At 28.7% G+C, this 14,197-nt stretch carries 9 protein-coding genes and 2 pseudogenes; 6 read left to right on the top strand and 5 right to left on the bottom strand.

The annotated features are described in order from the left end of the window. Positions 1 to 257 precede the first annotated feature (257 nt). The 4 genes from tlp to ACTHW2_RS04570 form a co-directional block, all read right to left on the bottom strand. Positions 258 to 491, bottom strand: a complete 234-nt coding sequence (tlp, locus tag ACTHW2_RS04585) for a small acid-soluble spore protein Tlp (RefSeq protein ID WP_442262642.1) — start codon at positions 489 to 491, stop codon at positions 258 to 260. A gap of 148 nt (positions 492 to 639) precedes the next feature. Beyond that, positions 640 to 1,428 carry a family 1 encapsulin nanocompartment shell protein gene (locus tag ACTHW2_RS04580; RefSeq protein ID WP_442262640.1) on the bottom strand — a complete coding sequence of 263 codons (789 nt, stop codon included), beginning with the start codon at positions 1,426 to 1,428 and terminating at the stop codon, positions 640 to 642. Positions 1,429 to 1,449: 21 nt separating this feature from the next. Then, positions 1,450 to 1,809, bottom strand: coding sequence for an encapsulin-associated ferritin-like protein (locus tag ACTHW2_RS04575; protein WP_442262638.1), 360 nt, complete (start codon positions 1,807 to 1,809; stop codon positions 1,450 to 1,452). Between the two features lie 212 nt (positions 1,810 to 2,021). Continuing rightward, positions 2,022 to 3,272, bottom strand: coding sequence for a DEAD/DEAH box helicase (locus tag ACTHW2_RS04570; RefSeq protein ID WP_442262636.1), 1,251 nt, complete (start codon positions 3,270 to 3,272; stop codon positions 2,022 to 2,024). A gap of 253 nt (positions 3,273 to 3,525) precedes the next feature. On the opposite strand from ACTHW2_RS04570, the pseudogene rpoD reads away from it, so the two are divergent. The 3 genes and pseudogenes from rpoD to ACTHW2_RS04555 all read left to right on the top strand — a co-directional run. After that, positions 3,526 to 4,350 (top strand): annotated as a pseudogene (gene rpoD, locus ACTHW2_RS04565) (RNA polymerase sigma factor RpoD); the annotation flags it as partial. A gap of 312 nt (positions 4,351 to 4,662) precedes the next feature. Continuing rightward, positions 4,663 to 5,652 (top strand): annotated as a pseudogene (locus ACTHW2_RS04560) (diguanylate cyclase domain-containing protein). Positions 5,653 to 5,840: 188 nt separating this feature from the next. Further along, positions 5,841 to 7,211, top strand: a complete 1,371-nt coding sequence (locus ACTHW2_RS04555; protein WP_442262634.1) for an aldehyde dehydrogenase family protein — start codon at positions 5,841 to 5,843, stop codon at positions 7,209 to 7,211. A gap of 42 nt (positions 7,212 to 7,253) precedes the next feature. Here the strand turns inward: ACTHW2_RS04555 and ACTHW2_RS04550 are convergent, their stop codons facing one another. Further along, positions 7,254 to 10,244, bottom strand: coding sequence for an EAL domain-containing protein (locus ACTHW2_RS04550; RefSeq protein WP_442262632.1), 2,991 nt, complete (start codon positions 10,242 to 10,244; stop codon positions 7,254 to 7,256). Positions 10,245 to 10,447: 203 nt separating this feature from the next. Here ACTHW2_RS04550 and ACTHW2_RS04545 point away from each other — a divergent pair, with 203 nt between their 5' ends. The 3 genes from ACTHW2_RS04545 (at position 10,448) to ACTHW2_RS04535 (ending at position 14,135) form a co-directional block, all read left to right on the top strand. Further along, on the top strand, positions 10,448 to 12,406 hold the full coding sequence (locus ACTHW2_RS04545; protein ID WP_442262630.1) for a cell wall-binding repeat-containing protein: 1,959 nt from the start codon (positions 10,448 to 10,450) through the stop codon (positions 12,404 to 12,406). An 81-nt stretch (positions 12,407 to 12,487) separates the two neighbouring features. Continuing rightward, positions 12,488 to 13,486: a YhdH/YhfP family quinone oxidoreductase gene (locus tag ACTHW2_RS04540; protein WP_442262628.1), complete on the top strand. Its 999-nt coding sequence runs from the start codon at positions 12,488 to 12,490 to the stop codon at positions 13,484 to 13,486. A gap of 223 nt (positions 13,487 to 13,709) precedes the next feature. Further along, a complete protein-coding gene (locus ACTHW2_RS04535; RefSeq protein WP_442262626.1) occupies positions 13,710 to 14,135 on the top strand; it encodes a hypothetical protein in 426 nt (141 codons plus the stop codon). The last annotated feature ends 62 nt before the right edge of the window (positions 14,136 to 14,197 follow it).

Below are 14,197 nucleotides of genomic sequence, written 5' to 3'. Positions count from 1 at the left end.
TAAAAATCCTGCTATAAAGGCCATTCCCCAAGAAACTTCCTGTAAAAACATATACATCTCTCCTTTAACTATGTGTATAGAAGATACCCCTATATTAACACAATTAATCTAAAAGCAATCATTCTATTGACTTATTTCTATATGGCTCTTTAAATTTTAATATAAAAAATGATTGAGTCTAACTTATAAGGACTCAATCATTTTATTTAATATAATACTTTTTTAAAATTTAAAATTTATTTTAATCTTTAAATATTTTATTTATATTGCTGATTTCTTGCATTTGCTTCATCTTTAATTTCTTCTCTTAATCCCTCAACAGCTCTTTTTCTTCTCTTATTTTTTTCTTTTAATTCTTGTCTAGTTTGTTCATTATCAGTTATAGACATCATTTGTTCTGCTTCTCTGTAATTTTTTATTGTATTATCAATACTAAATTGTAACTTTTCAACATTATCACTTCTATCATCAGGGTTTGCTTTGTTTTTCATCTTTTCTCCTCCTTGTTTTTTATGTTTCTATATTACTTTTACCTTTAAAATATTTATTATGCTGGAAAAAAACAGAAGGAATCCCTAAATTTAAGGATTCCTTCTGTTTGTATTTTTTATTTTTGTATTTTTTTATTTTTTTTATCTTTTATTTTAAATTATATTTAATTATTATATCCTCATCTAAGACTCTAAAGGTAAATGACTCTTTTACAAAGAATTTCACTTTTTCATTTGTATGATCTTGATATCCTATAGAAAAATCTCTTCCTATAGTAAGCTCTAAATCTTCATGGTCATATGGGAGTAAATATGCCCCTTCTATTGCTTGATTTAAAACAATTTCACCATCAATTAAATTTTCTATTCTCTTTTTAAGTGGATACCCTGTTTCACTAGATAAAATCAGCTTATAGGCTTCTGGAGAAACCACTAGTGAATATGGTGTTTTTACATAAGCTTCTCTAAGCTTTATAATTCCTTGACTTATAGAATCCATAATTTCCTTTGCATCAGAACCTAACTTAAGTGTTTTTGAACTCTTTTCTTCATCCAATCCTTCTATTATAGCCTTATCTAAACCATCAAATATAGCTCTTTCTTCAAATAATGCAATCTTTTCCATAGCTTTTTCTAACGGTTCATAGTCTACATCCTTTGCTCCACGTTCTAAATTGTCTAATTCCCATCTATCCATTTCAAACTCTATACGAGTCTCAGTTAGAGGAACCACCTGATAGTTGCCAAAGCACACTTCATCTTCTTCTTGCATATTTGTAAGTCTTCCTTCGGAAACTGCATTATAGTCTAATCCCTTAGGCCCTACTACGTGTACTACCTTTCTAGCTGATAAGTAGGATTTTAAGACTTCTTTAGCTGTTTCATCTATCTCTTCCCATGCATCATTACTTATTGGTGCTATATCTCTATATAACATAAACACAAACCTCCTATTTTACTATTTTAAATCTCCAATTCCTAAGCCAGAACCACTTTCCTTAGAATCTCCTGAGTCTTCTCCACCCATAGCTTCCTCTTCCAATTCTGTAATATTTCCTGTTTTGAAAAGATAAGTTCTTAACTCTTCATCCCATACATCCATATTTCTTCTAAGCCATTCTATAGTCATAACAGCATGTTCAATTTCTTCATCTCTATTATGAGCAAGTATAGCTTTAAGTTCCTCACAGCTTGATGCTGCAATTCTTTGATTGTACCAATCTACTGCCTCAACCTCTTCTTTTAAACTAGTTAATGCTCTCGTAATATCTCGTGAGTGAGCATCTAACTCTCCTGCTGGTTCATGATATTGTGACATATATATTAACCCCCTATATAATTTTATTTCTATTTAAGATTCTACCCTTATATAGATATATTAAACAAAATATAAGCCTTGTTTATCTATGTTTTACCTTTAAATGTTATTTCAAACCTATAGTCTTATTATGATAATATATAGTTACTTTACTTCCTTTAAAAAAGGTATATGGATGGCCATCCATATACCTTTTTATCATTATATTGTTTTTAACTTTTTCTTCCTCTAGATTTACTTTTGCCTGTAGATTTTCCTCTTTTAGAATACTTTTTATCTCCCTTATTGCCTTTAAATGATTTACCTTTTGAATTATTTTTACGTCCTTTAGAAGTTCTCTTCTCTTTATTTTTAACCATATCCTTACTTTTTAAAGTAGTTTGTATCTTTTTTTCGATAGAATTTAAGTCACCTTCATTTTTAGGTGTTACAAAAGTATATGCTTTTCCTTTTTCTCCGGCTCTTCCGGTTCTTCCTATCCTGTGTATATAAGAATCTGGATCTTCTGGTATATCATAGTTAAATATATGGGTTATTCCCTCTACATCAAGTCCTCTAGCTAAAACATCTGTAGCTACGAGAAGAGGAATCTCCATCTTTCTAAAAGATTTTATAACCCTTTCTCTTTTACCCTGACTTAAATCTCCATGTATTTCATCTGTAACAAATCCTGCTTCTTGCAAATGTTCATTTAAAGTCTTTACTCTTCTTTTAGTTCTACAAAATATAATAGCCATAAATGGGTTTTGCTCTCTTATTATATCTATAAGTGCTTCCTCTTTTTGCCTATCAGTAGTCTTTATAACTATTTGATCTATCTCATCTAAAATTATCTTTTCCTTTTGAACCCTTATAGTTTCTGGCTCCTTCATATATTTTCTAGCTAGATTTCTAAGCCCCTTTGGTATTGTAGCTGAAAAAAGCATAGTTTGTCTTCTCTTGGTAGTTTTAGATATTATATCTTCCATATCACTTAAAAAGCCCATATTTAGCATGACATCAGCCTCATCTAGTACAAGGTATTTAACATAACCTAGATTTATACTGTCTCGTCTTATATGATCTAGCAATCTTCCAGGAGTACCTATAACTAAATGGACCCCATTTTTTAACTTTCTAAGCTGTTTAAATACATCTTGACCGCCATATACAGCAAGTATATTTATACCAAATGCGTCACTTAATCTTTTAGCCTCTTCAGTTATTTGAATAGCAAGTTCTCTAGTTGGAGCCATGATAAGACCTTGTATTTGGTTTTTCTTTATATCTATTCCTTGCATCATAGGTAAGAGAAAGGCTAAAGTTTTTCCAGTACCTGTTTGGGCTTCTCCTATAATATCTTGCCCATTTATTATTTTAGGAATAGATCTCTCTTGTATAGGTGTAGGTTCTTTTATTCCATTATTTGAAAGTAAGTTTACTAATTCTTCTTTTATACCTAATTCTTTAAAATCATTTGCCATATTATTTTACCGTCCTTTTTTCTTAGTATAATTAAAATCAATCCTATTTATTCTATCAAATATTGCTAGATTAGGAAAGAATTATAATTTTATACTGTTTTGTTAGCTTTTTTTACTTATTTATGATATTGAAAATATAATAATGGGTATACTTAAATTATGGGAGTTATAATAAGATAATTGATATTTTTTGTAATATATTGTAGAATAGAAGTATATGTAAAAAAAAGAAGGGGATAGGATTGTGGCTAAAACTATGAATGACCCAGTTACCATGTATTTAAAAGAAATCGGGAAAGTCCCTCTTCTCAGTAAAGAAGAAGAAATAGTGCTCGCTAAGCGTATAGAAGAAGGTGACGAAGTTGCAAAAAGTCAACTTGCCGAAGCAAACCTTAGGCTTGTAGTGAGTATAGCTAAGAAGCATATGGGAAGAGGCATGTCCTTTTTAGATCTTATTCAAGAGGGAAATATAGGTCTTATGAAGGCTATAGACAAGTTTGATTATACTAAAGGTTTCAAATTTTCTACCTATGCAACTTGGTGGATAAGACAGGCTATTACAAGAGCATTAGCAGATCAATCTAGAACTATAAGAGTACCAGTTCATATGGTTGAGACAATAAATAAATTAGTAAAGGTACAAAGACAGCTTATACAAGATTTAGGTAGAGAACCAACTCCAGAAGAAATAGGAGAATTATTAGATATGGAGCCTACAAAGGTTAGAGAGATCCAAAAGATAGCTGAAAGACCAGTTTCTCTTGAAACTCCTATCGGTGAAGAAGAAAGTGAACTTGGAGATTTTATAGAAGATGACTTTGTGAAGACACCTGATCAAGCAACTTCACTTGTTATGCTTAAAGAAAGTTTACTCGATGTATTAGAAACATTATCTGATAGGGAACAAGAGGTCTTAATCTTACGCTTTGGCTTAAATGATGGTAGGGCTAGGACCTTGGAAGAAGTAGGAAACATATTTAGTTTAACTCGAGAAAGAATAAGACAGATAGAAGCAAAAGCTCTTAGAAAACTTAGACACCCTAGTAGAAGTCAACGAATTAAAGATTTCTTAGACTAGGAAAAGCCCATTTTGGTTTAAACTAAGATGGGTTTTTTTATTTCATCTTTTGTCGTATTTTGTCAAAAAAACTCGTTGACCAGTTAGATAATTTATACTATAATTAAATAATTATATTTTTTATATGCAATTCTATTGATAAGGGAGGAGACATAATTGGAATTTTTAAATACAATACAAGTAAGCTTATTTGCATTTATAATTCTTCTCTTAATATTTATAAATATTAAAAGAAGTTATAGATACATTTTGTTTGATCAAAAGTTGTTTTTAAACTTAATTCTAATAACTCTCTTTTTACTTTTAGCAGATATGGCAAGAGCATTTGCAAATAGCAAAACGACTCAACTTATGAAAAATATAAATCTTATTTCTTTAATATTAACTTATTCATTAGCTCCAATAACTAGTTTTACCTGGGCTATGTATGTTGACTATAAGATATATGAAAATAAGCTAAGACTTCAAAAAAAATTTTCTATTTTAAGTTTTCCTCTTATAATAAATACATTATTTATATTTTTAAATTTATTTCCTGGAAGATTTTATGGAACTATGTTTTCTATTAACAAGCAAAACATATATAGTAGAGGTCCCTATTTTTATATTGTAATTGGAATATCATATCTATATTTACTTTATACATTTGTGAATATATTGAAAAATAAAGAAAATTTATATAAAAAGGATTACTATTCACTATTAATCTTTATAGTACCTCCACTTATTGGAAGCATTGCTCAGACAATCTTTTATGGAATAAATCTTACCTGGATAAACTTAACCCTATCTATATTTATAATCTATATGAATATACAAAACAAACAGCTCTCCTTAGATGTCTTAACAGGGCTTTATAATCGTAGAAAATTAAATATGTACTTGGATAGTACTTTATATAAAAATAAGACTAATATTATAGGTGGAATTATGATCGATTTAGATGACTTTAAATATATAAATGATACATTTGGTCATAAATAAGGAGACAAGGCCCTTATACATGTGGCAAACATATTAAAACATAATTTTAGAAAAGAAGATTTTCTAGCAAGATATGGCGGAGATGAATTTTTAATAATTTTAAGTTTAAAAGATCCCCATGAAATAAAAAATATAGTGAAACGTTTAAAAGATAATATTAAGGAATTTAACGACAAAGAGATAACACCTTATAAAATAAACCTTAGCATAGGCTATGATGCTTTTCATTCAGATAATTATTTAACTTCTGAAGATTTTGTAAGTCGAATAGATAACTTAATGTACAAACAAAAAAGAGCAAAACATATGACATGTTAAAAATATATGTAGATTATGTCATATGATACTTTCAAATTAAAACCAACCTCCACTGCTTAGATTTTTAATCTAACTTTTGGAGGTCATCTTATACTTAAATGATATTTTTTATAGATATTTAATTATACTCTATTTTAAAGATTTAAATCTCTAAAATAGAGTATAATTAACCATAAGAGGTGATTGTTTTGATAGATGAAGTTTATAATTCTAAAAGAATATTTTTTGATAAAGGAAATACACATCACTATAATTTTAGGCTAGATAGCTTAAAAAGGTTGAAAAAATCTATAAAACAAAGAGAAGAGTCTATTATAGAAGCATTAAAACTTGATCTAAACAAGCCTAAATTTGAAGCATATACAGCAGAAATAGGAATAGTTTATGAAGAGATTAATACAGCTATAGAAAATTTAAAAACTTGGATGAGTGAAATAAATGTTCAAACCCCCATATATCTCCATCCCGCAAAGAGTTTTATTAAAAGAATGCCAAAGGGAGTTGTTTTAATTATAAGTCCCTGGAACTATCCATTTCAACTAACAATTTCCCCACTTATAGGAGCTATAGCTGCTGGCAATTGTATCATACTTAAGACTTCAAAAAAAGCAAAGAATATAAACAAGATAATTAAAGAAATAATCGAAGAATGTTTCATAAAAGAATATATAGAGTTTATAGAGGTGGAAAATAAAGTCATAAATAATCTTATAGATGATTATCCATTAGATCATATCTTCTTTACAGGCAGCGTAAATATAGGAAAAAAAATATATAAAAGGGCCTCTAAACATCTAACACCTCTTACACTTGAATTAGGAGGTAAAAGTCCCACTATTGTTCATAAAGATGCCAGTATAAAAAATGCTGCTAAAAGTATTACTTGGGGTAAATTTTTAAATCTAGGTCAAACTTGCATAGCCCCAGACTATTTACTTGTTCATGAAGCCATTGTAGATGAACTTACCGAACAAATTATATACTATATAAATAAATTTTATGGAGATGACGAAGCTAGATATGAAAGTCTTGGAAAAATGATAGATGAAAATAGCTTTGATAGGGTTATATCTCTTTTAAATGATGGAAAAATAATAGAAGGTGGAAACTATAACCGGGAGCGTTTATTTATAGAGCCAACTCTTATCCGAAGTATAAATATGGAAGACAAAATAATGAAAGAAGAAATCTTTGGTCCAGTCCTTCCAATCATTGTATATAGGGATATAGAAGAATGTCTAGCTATAATAAGAAGGAATAGATACCCATTAGCCCTTTATCTTTTTACAAAAAATAAATCAATAATAAACTTTATATTAGACAAAATAGAGTTTGGTGGTGGTTGTATAAATAGTACCATAAGCCATATAGTAAATCCTAATCTTCCCTTTGGTGGAGTTGGAAATAGTGGAATAGGAAAATATCATTCAAAATATACATTTTTTGAATTCACAAATGAAAAGAGTATATATAAACGTACATTAAATATTGGCGAAGGTATAAAATATCCTCCCTATTCATCAAGAAAATTGAAGCTGGTAAAAAAGGTAATGAAATAAAAAAAGTGTCAAAATACTTTTAAAAGTATTTTGACACTTCTTTTATTTAAAATATTTAATATGAGAATCTGAAATAAAGTCTCCTTGGTCAAATAAAATATCATTTCGCATCTTGATTTGTAGCTCGTTTAATATTTTAATTAAAGATTCTCGTTCATTTTCATCTACTCTAAATTCTACTCCATGCTCATATAGTCCCCCTTCAATCTTTTCCTTCCAAACAGGATTTCCTGATACCTTTATTTCCTGATCTATTAAATTCATCATAAATTCAAGGATGATATCAGCTTCAATAGGAAATCTAACATTAGAAATAAAGCATAATCCTCCAGGACCTATATTTTTAATTAGTACCTTTGTATTACCCACATCCAAAGTTTTCCCGCCTATTTTTAAAATTGTTAAATTTGATTCTAAAAAACTAAAGAAATCTATTCTAAAAAATTTACGTCTATCTTTTTCAGGCCTAGTAAATTTTGAATATGCTAGAGGCTTACATTTCTTTTTATGAAGAAATTCTTCAAACTTTTCTAAAGGTTGAGCTTTGCTGTATATATAACCTTGTCCCATTTTACAGTTTAAAGTTCTTAGATAAGATAGTTGATCCCAGTTTTCTATTCCTTCAGCCACTACCTTTATTTTAAGTTCTTTAGCTAGTTTTATAGTAGCCCTTGTAATTGAACTATTAGTTATATTTAAAGGAAGTCCATCTATAAAAGATTTATCTATCTTTAATACATCTATATTTAAAGAACTTAAATAAGATAAGGAAGAAAAACCTGTTCCAAAATCATCAAGCGCTATTTCAATTCCCATATCTTGTAAGGCTTTTATATCTCTAAGAACCTTTTTCTTGTTTTTAAGAAGGACACTTTCAGTTATCTCTACCATTAAAAAATCAGGATTTAGTTTAAAACCTTCTATTATAGCTTTTATATTATCCACAAAATTCATTTCAAAAAATTGGATAGGAGAAAAATTAACACCTATTTTCATATTTGATAAGCCTTTGTCAATCCATTTTTTATAACTCTTACAAACTTCTTTCAGCACCCATTTACCAATGTTTATAATAAGCTCTGTTTCTTCAGCTATTCTAATAAATTCTCCAGGAGGAACTAATCCCCATTCAGGATGATTCCACCTGATTAAAGCCTCTGCTCCTATTATTTCATTTGTCTTTAGCTTTATAACTGGCTGATAGTACACCTCCAGTTGTCCTTTATCAATAGCTTTAGCTAAATCGTTTCTTAGTGTAAGCTCCTTAAGATATTTTATATTAAGTTCTTCAGAATAAAGCTTATAAATATTCTTTCCCTTTTTTTTAGCTCTAATCAAAGCAATCTTAACGCTATTTTTTAAAGGTAAATTATCTTCTTTTGCTTTTGGAAAAATACATATCCCTATATTTACAGTTATTATTAACTCATAAGAGTCTATTTGAAATGGTTGTGAAAATAGTTCGATTATTCTTTTACCTAAATCTTTATAATCCTTTTCAGATTTACCTTCCTTAGATATTATACAAAAACTATCTTCAGAGTACCTGCTTATACAATCTTTATCTTTAAATATAGTTTTAAGTCTATCTACTATTTTCACTATAAGTCTATCTGCAACACTATGATTTAATGAATAATTTATATGTTTATATCCACGAATCTCCATCATTAAAAGTGCATATTTCTGATTGCCTTTCCTTGCCTTTTCTTCAATCCTATCTAATCTTTCAAAAAAATAATCTCTATTTTGTAAGTCTGTAAGTTTATCATAGTGAGCATCATGAATCATTTGCTTTTGAGTTTCTATTTTTTCACTTATATCCCTAAAATTTACCACAATACCTCTTATAGAGGGCTCATATATTAAATTTGTCATATAAATTTCTAAATATATTTTTTCTCCCTTTTTGGTCTTAAAAACCACATTGCTTTCTACATTTTTATCAGGCTTTTCTGCTACATGCTTTAACATATCTTTTATAATCCTTAAAGCTTTACCTTCAAAAAGTTTATATATAGAAGTATTAATCATTTCCTGTGGACAATAACCAGTTATCCTTTCTACTGATCCACTTGAATATCTTATTATTCCTTCCATATCTACAATCTCAAACCCATCATTCGATTCTTTTATGATATTTTCAAATCTTACTTCCATTCTTTTTATTTCTTTTTCTTTTTCATCTATTTTTTTCTTAAGTTCCCTTCTTCTTGTTACATCTCTTACACTTCCTAATAGCGATATAACTTTGCCATCTTTATCAAAGTGCGGTTCAATATCAGTTATGATATGCTTTACTGATCCATCATTTTTAAAGATCCTATATTCAGTTTTAAGTGATTTACCATTTAAAGCTTTTTCAAATATTTTTTCCATTTTAGTTTTATCATCTGGATGTAGCAGCTTTATAAAGTTTCTGTGATCATTTTTAAATTCCATAGGAGTTATACCATGTATTTTATAAACCTCTTCTGACCAAGAGTATTCCTTTTTAATTACGTCATATTTCCAAATTCCAAAACCTTCTATACTTTTGCTACTATCTATATTATCATTAACTAATTTTGAATCATCTTCAATGATTTTGCTATTAGTTATATCTTCAACTACACCAATAATCTTTATAGCTTTATGATTTTCATCATAAATTATTTCAGTTTTCTCATGTATAAACTTTAAAGACCCAAGCTTTGTAATGATTCTATATTTTAAATCATAGTTTTTCCCATCAAAAAGTGCATTTATATTTTTTAATATTTCTAATCTATCATCAGGATGAAAATATCTATTAAAGTTTTCAAATTCTTTTTTCAACTCATCAGAATTACACTCAAATATATTATAGATCTCTTCAGAGTAAAAGATCTCATCTTCCTCCAAGAAATATGTCCAGCTTCCAACTCCTACCATCTTTTGTCCATGAAACATATTTTCTTTTAAATTATCTAACTCATTTTGTAATTCTAATTTAGACTTTGATATTTCTTCCCCAACTATCTTTTTGAAAATATTGTTAAATGAAAAACTCATAATACACCTTCTCTCTTTATATTTTCATTTTATTACCCTTTATATTTGATAAGATTATATCACTTTAAACTCTTAATTAAAAGATTTTAAAGTGATATAATCTTATATAAATTGAAAAACATGAAGTTTGTTATATAATAAATTTAGTAAATATGATAATTTAATTATAGAAGATGTATAAGTTCAAATATTAGGAGGATTTTATGAAAAACAATTTAAAAATAATTTCTGCATTTTTAATGCTTCTTATTTTATTTCCACATGCAATACATGCAGAAGAAAAAAGACCCATTAAAATAGAACGTTTATCTGGTCCATCTAGGGTTCATACATCGATAGAGATAGCCAAGGATGCTTACCATGAAACTGAAAATGTTATCTTAGTTGGATACAATGGAGAGGTTGATGCACTCACTGGTTCTATTCTTGCTAAAGTTAAAGATGCCCCGATTGTATTTGTAAACCCTAGGAATATATCAGAAACAAAAAGTATGCTCATAAACTTAAATGTAAAACAAGTATACATACTGGGAGGAAAAAAAGCCTTTCCAAGTGAACTTGAAAATGAGTTCACAGATTACGAACCTATAAGAATTAGTGGTCAAGATAGGTTTGAAACAGCAGCACTTATTGCTAAAAAAACTACTAATGAAAGCATCGATGAAATATTTTTAGCATTGGGAATTGGAAATTATGCTGATGCACTAGCTATAGGTCCTGTTTCAGCACAAAATGAAAAACCACTACTTTTAACATCTAAAAATAGTATTCCAAACTCTACATTAGATGCAATAAAAGATATGGGAGTAAAAAAGGTCAATATAATAGGTGGTAATGTTGCAATAACAAAGAATGTTGAAAACAAGCTAAAAAACCTTGGAATAGAAACTAAAAGAATTTCTGGTGATGATAGAGAATTAACAGCCATAGCTATATCAAAAGAATTTAATCTAAACCCTGAAAATATAGTTTTAACCAATGGCTTTAAATATGCTGATGCTGTAGTTGGAGGCTATTTTGCAGCTAAAAATGATGCATCTATACTCTTATCATCAGATAATAATATCAGTCTGTCTACCCTAGATTATATGAAAAACGGTACAGAGAAAACATACATACTAGGTGGAGAAAACTCTATTAATAAGGTAGTAAAAAAGGATCTTGAATATATTTTAGATGGATATGACATAAAAGAAGAAAAAACTGATTCAAATATTCCATTTAAAACTATAAATAAAAATGATAGTACACTAAAAAAGGGAGTCACAAAAATAAAAAGAGAAGGAAAAGATGGTGTTAGAACTATCACCGATAGGGTAATATCTAAAAATGGACAAGAGATAGAAAGAAGAAATATAAGTAATAAAATAGTTGAAAATCCAGTAGATAAAATAGTTTTAATTGGAACTAAAGAAGAAGACGAAGTAGGTGATGCAAAAAAAGAATATATTTACTTTATAACCAACAATCTTAATTTAAGAAAAGAAACATCAATTAATTCTAAGATTTTACTTACTATTCCAAAAGGAACTCATTTAGATCTTATATCAAATGAAGGATACTGGTATAAAGTTAAATACAAAAATAGGACAGGCTATATGTCATCTAAGTATATTAAAAGAGGAAGTGGATATAAGGTTAATGATACCCTTATTGTAAATAAGGGGTATCCTCTTTCTAGTAACTTTAACCCAGGAGTAAATCCCGAGGCCTTAAATGCAGTAAAGCGTATGAAAAAGGATGCTAAAAAAGAGGGTATCACTTTAAATGTATTTTCAGATTTTCGTACATATAAGTACCAAGTAAATCTTTATAATCGGTATGTTAGAGAAGATGGAAAAGAAAAAGCAGATACTTACTCAGCCAGACCAGGATATTCAGAACACCAAACAGGGCTTACCTTTGATATAGGAGGGAAAAATCCAAAATATTATACTTCCAAAAAACTTGGACAGATGAAAGAAGGTATTTGGATGGCTAAAAATTCTTATAAATATGGACTTATACTAAGCTATCCTAAGAAGAAAGAAGGGGTAACAGGATATGATTATGAACCTTGGCATTTTAGATATGTAGGAGTAGATTTGGCTAAAAAGGTTAAAGATAGTGGTTTAACCCTTGATGAATACTTAAATGTAGTACATCCTAATTATAAGGATTAAAAGGGAGCTTATTTTACAAAAAAATTTACTTCTGATATCATTAACCTTGTATTAGACTATTATAAAAAGGAGTTTTTATATATGAATAATAAGTTTAAGGCTATGCTAATAACAGAAACAGCAGAAAAGAAATATGAAAGAAATATTGTTGATAAAGAGATAAAAGATTTACCAGAAGGAGATATACTTATAAATGTTAAATATTCCTCATTAAATTATAAGGACGCTTTATCTTCTATAGGAAATAAAGGAGTAACTAGAAACTATCCTCATACTCCAGGAATAGATGCAGCTGGACTTGTAGTAGAAAGCTCTAGCGATAAGTTTCAAGCTGGTGATAAGGTGATTGTAACAGGGTACGACCTTGGTATGAATACATGGGGAGGCTATGGAGAGTATATTAGAGTTCCTAAGGGCTGGGTTGTTAAGCTTCCTGAGGGTTTAACTTTAAAGGAAAGTATGATATATGGTACTGCTGGATTTACTGCTGCACTTTCAGTCTATAGACTAATAAATGCTGGAGTAAAACCAGAAGATGGTGAAATTTTAGTTACAGGTGCAACAGGCGGTGTTGGATCTACTGCAATTTCTATTTTAAATAAGTTAAATTACGATGTTATTGCTGCTAGTGGTAAAGCAAGTAAGAAAGATATGTTAGTTAAAATTGGTGCAAAAGATGTTATAGGTAGAAGTGAGTTAGAGAATTCTTCTAATAGAGCCCTCTTAAAAGGATCATGGGCTGGAGTAATAGATACAGTAGGTGGAGATATCCTATCTAATGCTATTAAATCTACTAAATACGGCGGAAGTGTAACATGTTGCGGTAATGTATCGTCAGGAGATCTTGATACGTCAATTTATCCTTTTATCTTAAGAGGGGTGTCTCTTCTTGGGGTTGACTCTGTCCAGACTGATATGGAAACTAGAATCCAAATTTGGAATCACTTAGCTAGCGACTGGAAGATAGATAATTTAGATGAAAATGTAGAAGAAGTATCTTTGGAGGAAGTAAGTGAAAAAATAGATCAAATGCTTGAAGGAAAACATAGTGGAAGAACTATAATTAATATTGAAAAGTAAAAATGATTAAAATGATAATTAATGACTAAAAAATACCTTTTAAAATATTATTAATAATATTTTAAAAGGTATTTTTATTCTACAACATCTTAACCTCTTTTATTTTTTATTTAAAATTATTTTTACATATAATTCTTTTTATTCAAATATAAGTATTATCTAATAATCTATTTCAAGTATTTTAAAAAAATTTCATGTAATAATAATTATGAGGTGATATATTATGATTAAAAAGACTTTATTTATATTAGGGTTAATTGTCATATTTCTTCATCCTCAATTTATTCAAGCCCAAGAAGAAAAAAAGATTGAGATATTTGATCCTGACAAAGAAAAGGTAGTAAAAGTTGTAGAGTCAAATGAAGAAATAAATAGTATGGTTAAAAGTTGGATAAATGGAATAGATGAAACTTATAAAAAAGTTAATCCCATAAAAGACGATGGTTATGCTATTCGTTTCCCACTTAATCCTTCTATTGAAGTAAAAAACAAATGGCTAAATAAAAGTGTAAAAGAAGTATATCTTATAGTGCCACAAAAGGATCCAGCATTTTTTATAATTTTTGGGCAAGAAAACAAACCATTATATTTCCCATTTGATGGTAAAATATCAGACTTATCAAATATTTTAGATTTTAAACTAAAATGATAAAACTACAATAAAGTCGCCTAGGCGACTTTATTGTAGTTTTATCATTCCTTTAATAAATT

Origin of the sequence: Tissierella sp. (assembly GCF_052089545.1) — a bacterium.
In the GTDB taxonomy this organism is placed as follows: domain Bacteria; phylum Bacillota; class Clostridia; order Tissierellales; family Tissierellaceae; genus Tissierella_A.
The sequence above is the reverse complement of the archived record's forward strand: the minus strand, read 5'-3'. Positions and strand labels throughout refer to the sequence as shown.